Source organism: Cyanobium sp. Cruz-8D1 (assembly GCF_024345975.1).
Classification (GTDB): domain Bacteria; phylum Cyanobacteriota; class Cyanobacteriia; order PCC-6307; family Cyanobiaceae; genus Cyanobium.
Window position 1 is genome coordinate 26,269 of record NZ_JAGQCD010000020.1, and the last position, 14,291, is coordinate 40,559.

The 14,291-nt window shown below is 71.8% G+C and carries 13 protein-coding genes and 3 tRNA genes; 7 read left to right on the forward strand and 9 right to left on the reverse strand.

Annotation, left to right across the window (positions count from 1 at the left end):
• The 4 genes from KBZ33_RS12820 to KBZ33_RS12835 all read right to left on the reverse strand — a co-directional run bounded on the left by KBZ33_RS12820 (position 1) and on the right by KBZ33_RS12835 (position 2,709).
• A complete protein-coding gene (locus tag KBZ33_RS12820) occupies positions 1–1,488 on the reverse strand; it encodes a dihydrolipoyl dehydrogenase (protein WP_254953527.1) in 1,488 nt (495 codons plus the stop codon).
• A gap of 21 nt (positions 1,489–1,509) precedes the next feature.
• Positions 1,510–2,334 (reverse strand): RNA methyltransferase, encoded by an 825-nt coding sequence (locus KBZ33_RS12825; RefSeq protein ID WP_254953620.1) that lies wholly within the window; start codon positions 2,332–2,334, stop codon positions 1,510–1,512.
• 32 nt (positions 2,335–2,366) lie between these two features.
• A complete protein-coding gene (locus tag KBZ33_RS12830; RefSeq protein WP_254953622.1) occupies positions 2,367–2,615 on the reverse strand; it encodes a hypothetical protein in 249 nt (82 codons plus the stop codon).
• Positions 2,616–2,625: 10 nt separating this feature from the next.
• Positions 2,626–2,709 (reverse strand) — tRNA-Leu (locus KBZ33_RS12835).
• Positions 2,710–2,880: 171 nt separating this feature from the next.
• Between KBZ33_RS12835 and murA the strand changes: the two genes are divergently transcribed.
• The 5 genes from murA (at position 2,881) to KBZ33_RS12860 (ending at position 7,370) form a co-directional block, all read left to right on the forward strand.
• Positions 2,881–4,188 (forward strand): UDP-N-acetylglucosamine 1-carboxyvinyltransferase, encoded by a 1,308-nt coding sequence (gene murA, locus KBZ33_RS12840; protein ID WP_254953529.1) that lies wholly within the window; start codon positions 2,881–2,883, stop codon positions 4,186–4,188.
• A 30-nt stretch (positions 4,189–4,218) separates the two neighbouring features.
• Positions 4,219–4,300: transfer RNA gene (locus KBZ33_RS12845), tRNA-Leu, on the forward strand.
• Between the two features lie 11 nt (positions 4,301–4,311).
• On the forward strand, positions 4,312–5,490 hold the full coding sequence (locus KBZ33_RS12850) for an aspartate aminotransferase family protein (protein ID WP_254953531.1): 1,179 nt from the start codon (positions 4,312–4,314) through the stop codon (positions 5,488–5,490).
• Positions 5,491–5,505: 15 nt separating this feature from the next.
• Positions 5,506–6,822 (forward strand): folylpolyglutamate synthase/dihydrofolate synthase family protein, encoded by a 1,317-nt coding sequence (locus KBZ33_RS12855; protein ID WP_254953533.1) that lies wholly within the window; start codon positions 5,506–5,508, stop codon positions 6,820–6,822.
• On the forward strand, positions 6,819–7,370 hold the full coding sequence (locus KBZ33_RS12860; protein ID WP_254953534.1) for a pentapeptide repeat-containing protein: 552 nt from the start codon (positions 6,819–6,821) through the stop codon (positions 7,368–7,370). Before KBZ33_RS12855 ends, KBZ33_RS12860 begins: the two co-directional genes overlap by 4 nt.
• Before the next feature lie 28 nt (positions 7,371–7,398).
• Here KBZ33_RS12860 and KBZ33_RS12865 read toward each other — a convergent pair whose 3' ends face one another.
• The 3 genes from KBZ33_RS12865 to KBZ33_RS12875 are packed head-to-tail and all read right to left on the reverse strand — an operon-like array spanning position 7,399 to position 10,518.
• Positions 7,399–8,778, reverse strand: coding sequence for an FAD-binding oxidoreductase (locus tag KBZ33_RS12865; protein ID WP_254953535.1), 1,380 nt, complete (start codon positions 8,776–8,778; stop codon positions 7,399–7,401).
• Positions 8,771–10,048, reverse strand: a complete 1,278-nt coding sequence (locus KBZ33_RS12870; protein WP_254953624.1) for an amidohydrolase family protein — start codon at positions 10,046–10,048, stop codon at positions 8,771–8,773. The genes KBZ33_RS12865 and KBZ33_RS12870 overlap by 8 nt, the downstream gene beginning before the upstream one ends.
• Before the next feature lie 35 nt (positions 10,049–10,083).
• Positions 10,084–10,518 (reverse strand): DUF4359 domain-containing protein, encoded by a 435-nt coding sequence (locus KBZ33_RS12875; RefSeq protein WP_254953537.1) that lies wholly within the window; start codon positions 10,516–10,518, stop codon positions 10,084–10,086.
• Positions 10,519–10,560: 42 nt separating this feature from the next.
• On the opposite strand from KBZ33_RS12875, the gene KBZ33_RS12880 reads away from it, so the two are divergent.
• Positions 10,561–10,633, forward strand: a tRNA-His gene (locus KBZ33_RS12880).
• Positions 10,634–10,647: 14 nt separating this feature from the next.
• Here KBZ33_RS12880 and KBZ33_RS12885 read toward each other — a convergent pair.
• The gene (locus tag KBZ33_RS12885; protein WP_254953538.1) at positions 10,648–11,727 is read right to left on the reverse strand and encodes a DUF1611 domain-containing protein; all 1,080 of its coding nucleotides are present in this window, start codon (positions 11,725–11,727) and stop codon (positions 10,648–10,650) included.
• Positions 11,714–12,793: a dipeptide epimerase gene (locus KBZ33_RS12890; protein ID WP_254953539.1), complete on the reverse strand. Its 1,080-nt coding sequence runs from the start codon at positions 12,791–12,793 to the stop codon at positions 11,714–11,716. Before KBZ33_RS12890 ends, KBZ33_RS12885 begins: the two co-directional genes overlap by 14 nt.
• Before the next feature lie 79 nt (positions 12,794–12,872).
• Between KBZ33_RS12890 and miaB the strand changes: the two genes are divergently transcribed.
• Positions 12,873–14,282, forward strand: coding sequence for a tRNA (N6-isopentenyl adenosine(37)-C2)-methylthiotransferase MiaB (miaB, locus tag KBZ33_RS12895; RefSeq protein ID WP_254953541.1), 1,410 nt, complete (start codon positions 12,873–12,875; stop codon positions 14,280–14,282).
• Positions 14,283–14,291 lie beyond the last annotated feature (9 nt).

A 14,291-nucleotide genomic window follows, 5' to 3' on the forward strand; every position in this document is an offset into this window, starting at 1 on the left:
TCAGGCACCCACCGCCGTGGCCAGGCTGGCGGCAGCCTGCTTGTAGGCCACTTCCACCACCTCGCTCAAGGTGGGGTGGGTGTGCACCTCGCTGGCCAGTTGCCGCACCCCCTGGCGGCGGGCCACCGCGTTGGCGATCTCCTGGATCAGGTCGGCCGCATGCAGGCCATAGATATGCGCCCCCAGCACTTCGCCGGTGTCCTTGCGGTAAAGGAGCTTCAGCAGTCCATCGCTCTCCAGCTCGGCCAGGGCCTTGGAGTTGGCCTTGAAATAACTGCGCACGCTGCCAAGGGCAAAGCCTTCCTTTTCCGCCAGGTCCTTGGCGTCCGCTTCCGAAAGCCCCACCGAACTGATCTCCGGATGGGTGAAGGTCGCGGCGGGGATCGAGCGGTAGTCGATGCGGCGGGCGTGGCCGAGGATGTTTTCGATCGCCACCGTGCCCTGGGCGGCGGCAGTGTGGGCCAGCATCATTTTTCCGGTCACGTCGCCGACGGCCCAGAGGTGGGGCACCGGCTCACCGCCGGAGAGCACCCGCAGTCCATCGTCCACAGGGATGAAGCCCCGGTTGGTCTCCACGCCGACGCTGGCCAGGTTGAGCTCCTTGCTCACCGGCACCCGGCCGGTGGCCACCAGCACCGCATCCACCTCCAGGGTTTCCACCGGCTCGCGGCTGGCCATGTCCACCAGTTCGATTGTCACCGGGCAGCCGGGAGTGATCTTGCTGGCGAGCACGCCGGCGCGGGCGTCGATGTCGCGGCCGTCAATCAGATGGCGAGCGGCGATCTTGGCGATGTCCGGGTCGAAGGTGGGCATCACCCGATCGAGCGCCTCGATCATGGTGACCTCGCAGCCCAGGGCCGTGTACACATCGGCGAACTCCAGGCCGATGTAGCCGCTGCCGATGATCGTGATCCAGCGGGGCAGCCACTCCAGATTGATGGCCTCGTCACTGGTGAACACGGTGCGGCCGTCGGTTTCGATGCCGGGCGGCACGAAGGGGTCGGAGCCGGTGGCGATGATCACCTCGCGGGCCGCGTAGACGCGCTCCACCCCGCTGGCCTCGCGCACCGCCACCCGCTGGGGACCGTCGAGGCGTCCCTTGCCCCGCAGGATCGTGGTGCCGGAACGCTCCAGGGTCTTGGTGAGGTTGGTGCGGATCGTCGCCACCAGCTGGGCCGCGTGGTCGGCGATCTTCTGGCGCTCGAAGCGCACCGGCGCCGCATGGATGCCGAACCCCTTGAGGTGCTCGGCGTCGGCGAGTTCCCGCACCCGGCCGCTGGCCGCCAGCAGGGCCTTGGAGGGCACACAGCCCCGGTTGACGCAGGTGCCGCCCATGTCGCGGGACTCCACGATCGCCACCTTCAGGCCGTGGTCGGCCCCGTGCTTGGCCGCATCGAAACCGCCATACCCGGCGCCGATCACGATCACGTCGAAATCGAACCCGGAGGGGGGGGGGGCGGGTGCTGCGGTCACCGGATGGGGCTGCATGGATGGAGGCATTCTCCCCTGTCAGGGCGCGGGCCGGCCGTGGGCCTGGCGGGGGCGCTCCAGCAGCAGCAGGGCGGCGGCGGCCGCCACATTGAGCGATTCCACGGCGGAGCTATGGGGGATCGTCACCCAGCGGTCGGCCAGCTGGGCGAGGTCCGGCGCCAGCCCCGCCCCCTCGTTACCCAGCAACAGGGCCGTGGGGCGACACCAGTCCAGTTCCCAGTAGGGCCGCACATCGCCCGCCGCCTCGGGCACCATCGCCGCCACCAGCTGCACCCCGCAGGCCCGGGCCGCTTCCAGTCGGGAGTGCAGGTCTGGGGACGTCATCCGCTCGATCGGCAGAGCGAGGGCCGCTCCGCTGGAGGCCCGCAGCACCTTGGGCTGCAGCGGATCGGCCCCCTCCGCCAGCCACACCCGCTCCACCCCCGCCGCCAGGGCGGTGCGCAGCAGGGTGCCGAGGTTGCCCGGATCCTGAAGCCGGTCGAGGGCCAGCACGAAACCCGGCGGCGACGTGGCAGCCACCGGGAGCTCGGTGACGGCCAGGATCAGCAGTACTCCGTCGGGATGGCGGGTGGTGGCGGCGGCGGCCAGGACCTCGGCACTGGCGCTCCGCAGGCGGCTGGCGTCCGGCAGCCGCTCGCACAGAGCGCCATGGCGGTCCAGCCAGTCGGAGGTGGCCAGCACCAGCTCCGGGCACAGATCCAGGCGCAGGGCTTCCTGCAGCAGGTGGGTTCCCTCCAGCAGAATCAGGCCCTGCTCCAACCGGCCACTGGGCCGGTGCAGGCGCCGCACCGCCTGGATGAGGGGATTGCGGACACTGCGGATCCACTCCCCGCCCGCGGGCAGGCCGTGGAGATCAGGGGAGGAACCCGTCGGTGTCAGATGCTCTTGCGGCGACGGAGTTTGAGGTGATCGTGAATGACCAGGTCGTCGTCGTTGAGATCGAGACCCTTGAAGGCCGCCACCTCCCCTTTGATGCCCTCGGCCTTGAGGTTTTCCACCAAGCGATCGATCACAATGTCTTCGATTTTGCTCTGATCAAAGCCGTCGGGAGTCAGACGTTCCAGAAATCTGCCGATGTTCGCTGCGACGACATCAGAAGCGTTGGTGATCTTGAGAACAATCATGAAGTCAATATGCGGATGGGGAGACTTGAACTCCCACGACATTGCTGCCACTAGTACCTGAAACTAGCGCGTCTACCAATTCCGCCACATCCGCGGGCGTTAGCCGCCACGGAAGCCGCGGCGCTCGAAGGAGCATAAATCATCACCGGTGCCGCCACCCCACGCACAGGGCCATGGCCGCAAGCCAGTTTGAACGGCGACCCCCTAGACGACGGGATCATTCGTTGTCAAGATGCCCCAGAAATTGATACCAGGACTTCCGTCCATGACCGTATCCCCCATGCCAGTCCAGGTCATCGCCGGCACCAGGCTGGAGATCAGTGGTGGAGGGCGACTGGACGGGGAACTGAGGGTCAGCGGCGCCAAGAATTCGGCCCTGGTGCTGATGGCCGCCTGCCTGCTCACCGAAGACGGGCTGAGGCTCAGCAATGTGCCCCCGCTCACCGACATCACGGCGATGGGGGAGATCCTGTCCGCCCTGGGGGTGCGGGTGCAGCGGGGGGGCGATGCCATTGTTCTGCACGGTGACCACATCACCACCGCAGCCCCCCCCTACGAGCTGGTCAACAGCCTGCGGGCCAGCTTCTTCTGCATCGGCCCCCTGCTGGCCCGCATGGGCATGGCCAAGGTGCCCCTGCCCGGCGGCTGTCAGATCGGCACCCGGCCCGTCGTGGAGCACGTCAAGGGGCTCAAGGCCCTCGGCGCCCAGGTCACGATCGAGCACGGCGTGGTCACCGCCGTGGTTCCTGGCCGTCAGCGCCGTCTCACCGGCGGCCACATCCACCTGGATTGCCCCAGCGTCGGCGCCACCGAGACCCTGATGATGGCGGCCGCCCTCGCCGACGGCGAAACGGTGATCGACAACGCGGCCCAGGAGCCCGAGGTGATCGACCTGGCCCGGCTGCTGCTGGCCATGGGGGCCAAGGTGCGCGGCGCCGGCACCCCCACGATCACCATCCTCGGCGTGGAGCGCCTGCACGGCGCCGACTACGCCGTCATCCCCGACCGCATCGAAGCGGGCACCTTCCTGCTGGCGGGGGCCATCACCCGCTCCAAGCTGCGGGTGTTCCCCGCCCTGCCCGAGCACCTGGGTGCCGTGATCACCAAACTCGAGGAGGCCGGCTGCCGCATCGAAGCCGACGGCCAGGGCCTGACCATCACCGCCAACAAGGTGCGGGCGGTGGATCTGCGCACCCAGCCCTTCCCCGGCTTCCCCACCGATCTCCAGGCCCCGTTCATGGCCCTGCTGGCCACCGCCGAGGGCACCAGCATGGTGGTGGAGAACATCTTCGAGAATCGCCTCCAGCACGTGGCTGAGCTGCAGCGCATGGGGGCGTCGATCCGCATGCAGGGCAACACCGCCTGCGTCGAGGGGGTCGCCCGGCTCAGCGGCGCCCCGGTGCATGGCACCGACCTGCGCGCCTCCGCCGCCATGGTGCTGGCTGGGCTCGCTGCCGATGGCATCACCACCGTGCGGGGCCTGGAATACCTCGATCGGGGCTATGCCGATCTGGAGGGCAAACTCAACGCCGCCGGGGCTTCGATCCGCAGGCTGCCATCCGTCGCGGCCTAGCCACCCCCCGCGGCCTAGAGTCGCGCCATCGGGAGCGTGCCGGAATTGGTAGACGGACTCGACTCAAAATCGAGCGCCTTCGGGCATGTGGGTTCAAGTCCCACCGCTCCCATCCAGCCGGTGATGGACACCTACGCCCGCTACCCCCTCGCGCTGACGAAGGGCCGCGGCGTATGGCTCTGGGATCAGCAGGGCCGGCGCTACCTCGACATGGTGGCCGGCATCGCCGTCTGCACCCTCGGCCACAGCGACCCGGTGTTGCGGCGGCGCCTTTGCGACCAGCTGGGTCGCCTCCAGCACGTCTCCAACCTCTACCGAATTCCGGAACAGGAGGCCCTGGCCGCAGCGATCACGGCGCGCAGTTGCACCGACCGGGTCTTCTTCTGCAATTCCGGCGCCGAAGCCAACGAGGCCGCCATCAAGCTGGCCCGCAAGCACGGCCACCAGGTGCGCGGCATCGCCGAGCCCCTGATCCTCACCGCCGAGGCCAGCTTCCATGGGCGCACCCTGGCGGCGGTGACCGCCACCGGCCAGCCCAAGTACCACCAGGGCTTCGAGCCCATGGTGTCGGGCTTCCGGTACTTCCCCTACAACGACACCGCCGGCTTCGAAGCGCTTCTGGCCGCCTGTGAAGCCGAGGGTCCCCGGGTGGCGGCGGTGCTGCTTGAGCCCCTCCAGGGGGAGGGCGGGGTGAACCCCGGTGATCCGGCCTTCTTCCGGCGGGTGCGGGACCTCTGCGACGCCCACCAGATCCTGCTGATCTTCGACGAGGTGCAGATCGGCGTCGGCCGCAGCGGCCGCTGGTGGGGCTACGAACAGCTGGGGGTCGAACCCGACGCCCTGACCATGGCCAAGGGCCTGGGCGGTGGCATCCCCATCGGCGCCCTGGCGGTGAAGGCCTCCGTCGACCACTTCCGCCCCGGCGACCACGCCAGCACCTTCGGTGGCAACCCCTTCGCCTGCCGGGCCGGCCTCACGGTCATCGAAGAGATCGAACGCCGAGGCCTGCTGGCCAAGGTGAGCGCCAACGGTGCCTTGCTGCAGTCCCAGCTCCAGGAGCTGGTGGCCCGCCATCCCGACAAGCTGGCCGGCGAGCGGGGCTGGGGGCTGCTGCGGGGGCTGGTGCTGCGGGAGGGCGGGTTCACGGCCCCGGACATCGTCAAGAAGGCCATGGCCGAAGGTCTGCTGCTGGTGCCCGCCGGCCCCGGTGTGGTCCGCTTCGTGCCGCCGCTGGTGATCAAGCCCCGCCAGCTGCGCAAGGCGGTGAAGCGCCTGGAGAAGGCCCTCCACAGCCTGGCCTGAACCGTCGCCCCGCCCGTGTCGTCCCTGCTGCCCCCCCCGGTCGACCTGGGCGACCTGCTCGAGCCCTTCGCCCGCCGGGGTGTCGACCTGGGGCTGGAGCGGCTGGGCCGCGCCCTGGCTGCCGGGGGACACCCGGAACAGCGCTACGCCGCTGCCCAGGTGGCCGGCACCAACGGCAAGGGCTCGATCTGCACCTTTCTGCACGCCATCCTGCGGGCCGCCCAGGTGCATGTGGGCACCTACCGCTCCCCCCATCTGGTCAGCTGGTGCGAACGGATCGCGATCGATGACGCCTGGATCCCAGCCGCCACCCTGCGCAACGACCTGGCCCGCTGGCAGCCCCTCGGCCGCCGCCACCGGCTCACCCCCTTCGAGCTGATCACGGCCGCGGCCTTCGACCGCTTCGCCCGCGAGCGGGTGGATCTGGCGGTGCTGGAGGTGGGCCTGGGGGGCCGCCTCGATGCCACCACCCTGCATCCGCACCGGCCGGTGATCGGCTTCGGGGCCATCGGCCTCGACCATCGCGAACACCTGGGCGACACCCTGGCGGCCATCGCCGCCGAGAAGGCCGCCGTGATGGGAGCGGGCTGCCGGGCGTTCAGCGCCGCCCAGGAGCCCGAGGCCCGCCGGGTGCTGGAGGCCGAAGCGCTGCGCTGCGGCGCCAGCCTGGAGTGGCTGGATCCCCTGCCCGCCCCGACCGATGGCGGCCCCGCGCTGGGCCTGGCCGGGGAGCTGCAGCGCCACAACGGGGCCGTGGCGGTGGCCATGGCCCGGGCCCTGACGGCCCCGGACGGTCCTCTGGCCGGCAGGCCCCTCGACGACGGCATGATCCGCGCCGGCCTGGCGGCGGCCCGCTGGCCCGGACGGCTGGAGAGGCACCGCTGGCGGGGCCGCGAGCTGCTGATCGATGGCGCCCATAACCCCCAGGCCGCGGCGGGCCTGCGCCGGGAACTCGACCGGCTCGACAGTGCTCTCGCGGGCAGCCGGGGGCGCCGCTGGCTGCTGGGCATCCAACGCCACAAGCAGGGGGCGGCGATGCTGGAGCTGCTGTTGCGCCCTGGTGATCGGGCGGTGCTGGTGGCGGTGCCGGAGCATGCCAGCTGGTCGCGGCAGGAGCTGGCCGCCGCCTGTCCCGGCCTCGCCGACCAGCTCGAGGAGGCCGGCAGCCTGGCCGCCGGGCTGGACAGCCTGCTGGCCCCCGGCCCGGTGCCGGTGGTGGCGGGCTCCCTGTTCCTGCTGGGCGCTGTCCTTCCGCTGCTCAACGCGCCCCGGGCTGACGAAGCCCCGGCGCTGGGCCAGCCTGGGGAGATCCCTGGCAGCCACGGCCCATGACGACGGCCTTCGGATCCGATGCCCCCAGGCCCGAGGGCAGCCCCAGGCGGCCCCTTGGCAACGCGCTCCTGGGGGGACTCCTGCCACTCCTGCTGGCCCTGCTGCTGCTGGCCGCCCCCAGCGCCCGGGCCGACGACCAGGATCGGGTCGACTACACCCTCACCAACCAGAGCGGCAAGGACTTCAGCGGCCAGCAGCTGGCCGGCAGCTCCTTCGCCGGGGCCACGGCCCGCCAGGCCAGCTTCAGGGAGGCCGATCTGCACGGGGCGATCCTCACCCAGGCGGCCTTTCCCGACGCCGACTTCCGCGGCGCCGATCTCAGTGACGCCCTGATGGACAAGGTGGACATGAGCGGCACCGACCTGACCGGCGCGGTGCTGCGGGGAGCGATCGCCTCCGGCAGCAACTTCACCGGCGCCACGGTCACCGATGCCGACTTCACCGATGCCCTGCTCGACCGGGTGGACCAGCGCCTCCTCTGCCGCGACGCCCGCGGCACCAACCCGGTGACCGGCGCCGACACCCGCCTCAGCCTGGATTGCGGCTGAGGCGGGTGTCGGCGCTGCCGGGGCGCCCCTAACCCATCCAGCCCCGCAGCTTGCCCGGATTCATCAGTCCGCCCGGGTCGTAGGCGGCCTTGGCCGCCACCTGGTCGGCATCCACCACCCCGAGGCCGCCGTCCTCGACGGTGATCACGTGGGGATTGAAGGGCACCGCCCCCAGCTCACAGCACTGGGCAACGAGGTCGGCCAGGGCCTGGGGCCCCTGCCAGCGCACCAGGGGCAGGGCCGTCAGCCGCGGTGCCCCCTGGTAACGCACCCCCTCCAGGTGCCAGAGCACGTCGCTGCCCCAGCGCTGGCGCACGGCCTCCAGCAGCGGCGCCTCCTGCCGGGGCAGCAGCAGTTGCAGGTAGGTCCAGTCGGGCGCCTGGGCCCGCCAGTGCAGGGTGGTGTGGTTCCAGGTGAGCTCCCCCAGGGGCAGGCCCCGCCCCCGCCCCGCCTCCGGGCGGGAGCCCTGCCAGCGGAGCTGGCCGCCCCGGGCCGCCAGCCAGCTTGGCAACAGCTCCAGGGTGTCGGGGGCGGCATGGAGCAGCAGCCGGTGCTCCCCTGGATCAGCGGCGGGGCAGCCGGTCGGCCAGGGCATCCGGGCTGCCACCGGCGCCTCCAGCAGACAGAGGGCCTGCAGCAGCAGGGCGGTGGTCGGCAGCTGGCGGGAGGCCTCCAGGGCCTCCTCCCAGCGGCTGAATCCCACCACCAGCTGCTGCCAGGCCACCGCCTCGGTGCTGGCCAGCCGCAGGGCGGTGATGATGCCGTTGGTGCCGTAGGCATGGTTGAGGGGCGCACTGGCGGCGGCATCGAGCCGCAGCAGCCTGGGTTCGGCTTCCAGCGTCACCACCTCCAGCCCCAGCAGATGGCCGGGATCGCGCAGAAAGCCCCAGCGCAGCGAGCCGAGGCCGCCCGATCCCCCGGCGATGAAGCCCCCCAGGGTGGCGCTGCGGTAGGTGCTCGGGGCCAGCCGCAGGGCCCGGCCATGGGCCGCCAGCTGGCCGTCCAGGTGGGCCAGGATGCAGCCGGCCTCCGCTTCCACAATGCCGCTGTCAGGATCCACTGCCCGCAGCCGGTTCAGGCCACTGAGGTCGAGCACCAGACCGCCGGCCAGAGGCACGCACTGGCCGTAGTTGCCGGTGCCGGCGCCCCGCAGCGTCAGCGGCACCCGGTGGCGGGCGCAGGCCCCGGCCACCGCCATCACCTGCTCCAGCCGGTCCACCTTCAGCGCCAGCTGGGCGCAGCGGCCCTTGAGCAGCGGCTCCAGAACGGGAGAGTAGTCGTGGAAGTCGGCCGAGAGCCGGCTCAACTCGGCGGCCGAAAGGATCGGCGTCAACCCCAGCGGGCTGGCGCTCAGTTCGGCAACCAGGGCCCGGATCCGATCGGGTTCGACTGGACTGAAGTCATCCATGGCAGGCGGCCAGCAGTGGGGACGGTTCTTCGCTGGAGGGCGGGTCCAGCCAGCGGCCGGCCCGCAGCACCCGCCGCCGGGGGGGACGGGCCAGCAGCTCGCCCCAGGAGGAGGCCCCCAGCACCAGCAGATCGGCCGGGGAGCCCTCCCGCAGCACTCCGTCCCAGTCGAGGCCCAGCAGCTGGGCCGCGGCGGTGCTGAAGGGACTCAAGCCCAGCCGTCGCCAGGGCACCAGGTGACTGGCCGCCAGGCTGAAGCGCAGCAGGGCGATCGGATCGAAATCCCCCCCCGGAAACCAGGGATCCTGCACGTTGTCGCCCCCCACCGCCACGGTCACGCCAGCCTCCTGCAGCTGGCGGATCGGGGCCTGGGGCCGCAGGGACGGGGTGCGGCGGGGGTGTTTGCCGAGCAGCCAGAGGTTGGTGCTGGGCAGGGCCACCACCCCCACCGCCGCGGCCGCCATCGCCTCCGCCAGGCGGCAGCAGCGCCGATCGGCCAGCAGGGCCATGCTGCTGGCATGGCTGCAGGTGAGCGGCAGCGCCAGGCGCTGCCGCAGCAGCAGCTCGCTCACCAGGGCCACGCCCCGGCCGGGGTCCTCGGCGCTCTCATCGACGTGCAGATCCACAGCGCAGCCAAGGCGCTCCGCCAGCCGCAGCAGGGCCAGCAGGGCGGCGCGATCGGCCGGGGTGGAGCGGAAGGGGGCACCGAGCACCCCGCCCAGCAGGCCGCCCCGGGCAGCCACCCAGGCGGCGAAGGCCTCGCCCTCGGGGGTACGCCAGTGGCCCACCGGCACCAGGGCCACCAGCTGCAGCTCCACCCGGCCCTGCCAGTGGCGGCGGAGCTCCAGCAGCACCTCCCAGCTGGGGAGGGCCCAGGGGCCGAGGCTGTCGATGTGACTGCGAATCGCCCGCAATCCATAGCGCCAGGCCCGCTCCAGGGCCCGCTCGCCCCGCCGTCGCACCGCCTCGGCCTGGCGCTCAGCCGCTTCCCGCCCGTTCGCCGCCATGGCCCCGGCCATGGTGCCGTCGGGATTGGGGAAGTCCTCGCCGCTGAAAGCCTTGTCGAGGTGGGCATGGGGCTCCACCAGAGGCGTCAGCGCCAGGGGCAGGGGGGTGCCACCTCCCGTCCCATCACCCACGAAGCCATTGGCCAGGCCATGAATGGCGCGGATCCGGCCGTCGGCCTGCTCCAGCCGCACCGCCACCAGCCCCTGGTCGTCGGCGGCCGGCAGCCGCAGCTGGGGATCCAGCAGGGCCCTGGGCAGGCGCATCGGCGGCAGCAGGCCAGCCGGCAACGGCGCGACGCTCACGGCATCGGGCTCCCAGGCGCGCTCTCACCGGCGGAGAGCAGCACGAAATGGCCCGCGACCGCCAGGGTGACCGCGTCGTAGCGGGGGATGCTCCAGTTGGGCAGCACCTTTTCCCCGCCCAGCCGGGTGCCGTAGAGGCTCAGCAGGCCGAAGTTGTAGCGACGTGAGCTCTCCCGGGCCAGGCGCCCCAGCACCTTGCGCTGGGATCGCACCAGTTCCGGACAGTTCTGGATCAGCAACCGGGCCAGCAGCGGCAGGCCCTCGTTCTGGCACAGCTCCTCGCTGGCCATCTCGGTGAGCTTGTCGGCGGCGAACTCCTCGAAGGCGTCGGGGCCGGGGTTGGTGACGGCCAGGCCGATCAGGCCCGCCGAGACGGCGGTCAGGCCCAGGAGGCCCGAAACGGTGCGGCTGGCGGTGGTCGGCGGTGGCAAGGGGGGCCGGCGGGCTCACTTGATACATTGGCAAAGACAGCGGCGGGCGTCGCCAAGTGGTTAAGGCAGTGGCTTGTGGCGCCACCATTCGGGGGTTCAAGTCCCCTCGCTCGCCCTTCAGGCCCGGCGCTACGGCGTCGGGCTTCTTTCTTGGCCCAGCAGCAGGTCCAGCAGGGCCTCGCCGCCCTGCCGCACCGGATCGACGCAGGGCAGCCCCGTGTCCGCTGCCGTGGCCCTCAGCGCCGCCGCCGCCGCCGGCCCGTCCAGGAGGGCAGTGTTGAGGGCGATGGCGGCCACCCGGGGGGGCGGACCGGAGCCCGCCGGCCGGGCCAGGGCCGCCAGGGCCTCGACGGCGGCGATCAGCTGGGCCAGGGGGGGGAGGGGGAACGCCTCCAACCGCTGAATCGTGCGTTGCCCGGCCCGGTGCACCAGCAGCAGATCGGTGGGTTGGCTGCCGCGGATCAACGGCAAGGTGGCACTGGAGCCTGGGTGGCAGAGGGAGCCCTGCCCTTCGATCAGCACCAGGGTGTCCGGGCCGGCGCCGGCACCGGCAGCCAGCACCGCCGCTTCCACGGCGCCGGCCGCGTAGTCGATGCGGACGGCGTCGAGGGCCACCCCGCCGCCACTGATCAGGATGCCGGCCTGGCCGGTGCCGACAAAGCGGGCCTCGCGGCCGCGGCGTCGGGCGGCGGCCTGCAGCTCCAGACAGGCGCTCATCTTGCCCACCGACATGTCCGTCCCCACCACCAGCAAGCGGCGGCCCGGCAGCCCGGCGGCCCGGCCGGAAGCCACCGTGAGGTCGGGGGGCTCCCGGCGCAGATCCCAGATCCACCGTCCCGGCTGCACCAGGGCCGCCAGGGCCGGATCGTCGCCCAGGCGGCTGTGCAGACCACTCGCCAGCGACAGCCCCGCTGCCAGGGCGGCCGCCACATCGGCGCCTATCCCCTCCGGCAGGCGGCCGCCGGAGGGGGCGAGCCCCACCACCGCCACCTGCGGGCCGTAGGGGAGGGCCTCCGCCAGGGAGCCCACCACCGGCACGGCCCGCTCGATTCCCGTGATCTGCCGCAGATCAGCGCCGGGGTGGGCCGGATCCACCACCGCCACGATCGGACCCTGGCGGTAGCGGAGCATGGCCAGGCCCGTCTTGCCACTGAGGTTGTCGAGGCCCCCGTGCTGCAGCAGCACGATCGGGACATCAGCCCCGAGCACGGATCACCCCCAGTCCCGGGGACGGGGCGGGCCGCAGCCGATCGCCCTCGAGGACGGGCCCGGTGAAGGGGTCGTCGACCAGATTCAGGTGACTGTCGAGGTCCGGCCAGCGCACCAGCGGCAGCAGCTGGGCGGCGGCGCCGTTGAGCAGGGCGCTGTCGGAATAGCAGCCGAGCATCACGCCCAGCCCCAGGCGTTGCGCCGCCCTGGCCATCAGCAGGGCCTCCGCCAGCCCGCCGCTCTTGAGCAGCTTGATGTTCACCCCATCGACATAGGGGGCGAGCCGCACCAGGTCGGCCAGGTTCCAGCAGCTCTCATCGGCCACCAGAGCAATGGGGCAGTGGAATTCCAGTGCGGCGAAGGCGGCGCCGTCGGCTTCCGGATCCTCCAGGGGGGCCAGGGGCTGCTCCACCAGCACCACGCCCTGGGCGTCCAGCCAGCCCAGCATCGGCAGGGCCTGCTCCAGGCTCCAGCCGCCGTTGGCATCCACCTGCAGCTCACAGGCCACCCCATGGCTCTGCTGGCGCCGCTCCAGCGCCTGCGCCACCGCCCGCACCAGCGCCCGGTCGTGGTCGAGACCCTCCGGGCTGCCCAGCTTGAGCTTGATGCGGCTGGCGGGCAGCTGGCCCCACCAGCGCTCCAGCCGCGCCAGCACCGCCGCCTCACTGCCCAGGCCGAGGGTGACGCTGGTGGGGCGGATGGCGCCGTCGTCGAGGCCCCAGAGCCGCCACAGCGGCTGCCCCAGGCGCCGCCCCCACCAATCGTGCAGGGCCAGATCGACGGCGCAGCGGGCCGGGGGCGACAGCGTCTGCAGCAGGGGCTCGAGGGCCTGGAGCGGTTCCGGCTCACGGGCTTCGAGAGCCGGCAAAAAGGCCTCCAGTTCGGCCTCCAGGGCTTCGGTGCTGTAGGCCCTGGGGCCGGTGTCGAAGCCACCGGTTTCGCCGAGGCCGGTGCAGCCGTCATGCTCCAGCTCCAGCAACAGATGCTGCACGGCGCCGGTGGTGCCGCGGCTGATGGCCAGGGGCACCGCCTTGGTGAGGGGAAAGCGGCTCAGGCGGCAGCGCATTCCAGAAAACAGCCGGGGCGTTCACGCTGCCACAACCGCCCGGTTGGCGGCGACGGGGCGATAGCGGAAACTGGATCCCATGACAGCCACCGTTTCCGGCCCGCCGGCCGACCAGGCGCCCTCGGCACGGCGCGGCAGCTACTGGATCACCACGTTCGGCTGCCAGATGAACAAGGCCGATTCCGAGCGCATGGCCGGAATCCTCGAAGCCATGGGATACACCCCGGGCGTCGACGAACACACGGCCGATCTGGTGCTTTACAACACCTGCACGATCCGGGACAACGCCGAGCAGAAGGTCTACAGCTACCTGGGGCGGCAGGCCCAGCGCAAACGGACCAACCCCGGTCTCACTTTGGTGGTGGCCGGCTGCGTGGCCCAGCAGGAGGGGGAATCCCTGCTTCGCCGGGTGCCGGAACTGGATCTGGTCATGGGTCCCCAGCACGCCAACCGGCTCGAGACCCTGCTCACCCGGGTGGAGAGCGGCCAGCAGGTGGTGGCCACCGACGAGCACCACATCCTCGAGGACATCACGGCGGCCCGGCGGGACAGCGCCGTCTGCGCCTGGGTGAACGTCATCTACGGCTGCAACGAGCACTGCACCTACTGCGTGGTGCCGGCGGTGCGGGGCCGGGAGCAATCCCGCCTGCCCGAGGCCATCCGCCAGGAAATGGAGGGGCTGGCGGCCCGGGGCTTCCGGGAGGTGACCCTGCTGGGCCAGAACATCGACGCCTACGGCCGCGACCTGCCTGGCATCACCGCCGAGGGCCGGCGGGCCCACACCCTCACCGATCTGCTGCGGGCGGTGCATGACGTGCGGGGCCTGGAGAGGATCCGCTTCGCCACCAGCCACCCGCGCTACTTCACCGACCGGCTGATCGACGCCTGCGCCGACCTGCCCAAGCTGTGCGAGCACTTCCACATCCCTTTCCAGAGCGGCGACGACGCCGTGCTGCGGGCCATGGCGCGCGGCTACACCGTGGAGCGCTACCGGCGCATCATCGACCGCATCCGCCAGCGCCTCCCCGATGCGGCCATCAGCGCCGACGTGATCGTGGCCTTCCCCGGCGAAACCGACGCCCAGTACCGCCGCACCCTCGACCTGATCGAGACGATCGGCTTCGACCAGGTCAACACGGCCGCCTATTCGCCGCGACCGGGCACCCCGGCGGCCGACTGGCCCGACCAGCTGCCGGAAGCGGTGAAGGTGGAACGGCTGCAGGAGCTGAACGCCCTGGTGGAGAGAGTCGCCGCGGAGCGCAGCGCCCGCTACCTGGGCCGCCGCGAGCAGGTGCTGGCCGAGGGGGTCAACCCCCGGGATCCGGATCAGCTGATGGGCCGCACCCGCACCAACCGCCTCACCTTCTTCGCCGCCGACCCCGGCGATGGCCGGCCCCATGTGCCGGGGGATCTGGTTGACGTGCTGATCGAGACGGTGCGGCCGTTCAGCCTCAGCGGCCGGCCCCTGGGCCGGCCGCCGGTTCACTGATACGTTTGG

Bases quoted from the DNA above. Each gene is read 5' to 3' on its own strand.
- KBZ33_RS12820 (WP_254953527.1), bottom strand. From the start codon at position 1,488: ATGCAGCCCCATCCGGTGACCGCAGCACCCGCCCCCCCCCCCTCCGGG.
- KBZ33_RS12830 (WP_254953622.1), bottom strand. From the start codon at position 2,615: ATGATTGTTCTCAAGATCACCAACGCTTCTGATGTCGTCGCAGCGAAC.
- murA (WP_254953529.1), top strand. From the start codon at position 2,881: ATGACCGTATCCCCCATGCCAGTCCAGGTCATCGCCGGCACCAGGCTG.
- KBZ33_RS12850 (WP_254953531.1), top strand. From the start codon at position 4,312: ATGGACACCTACGCCCGCTACCCCCTCGCGCTGACGAAGGGCCGCGGC.
- KBZ33_RS12860 (WP_254953534.1), top strand. From the start codon at position 6,819: ATGACGACGGCCTTCGGATCCGATGCCCCCAGGCCCGAGGGCAGCCCC.
- KBZ33_RS12865 (WP_254953535.1), bottom strand. From the start codon at position 8,778: ATGGATGACTTCAGTCCAGTCGAACCCGATCGGATCCGGGCCCTGGTT.
- KBZ33_RS12870 (WP_254953624.1), bottom strand. From the start codon at position 10,048: ATGCGCCTGCCCAGGGCCCTGCTGGATCCCCAGCTGCGGCTGCCGGCC.
- KBZ33_RS12890 (WP_254953539.1), bottom strand. From the start codon at position 12,793: ATGCGCTGCCGCCTGAGCCGCTTTCCCCTCACCAAGGCGGTGCCCCTG.
- miaB (WP_254953541.1), top strand. From the start codon at position 12,873: ATGACAGCCACCGTTTCCGGCCCGCCGGCCGACCAGGCGCCCTCGGCA.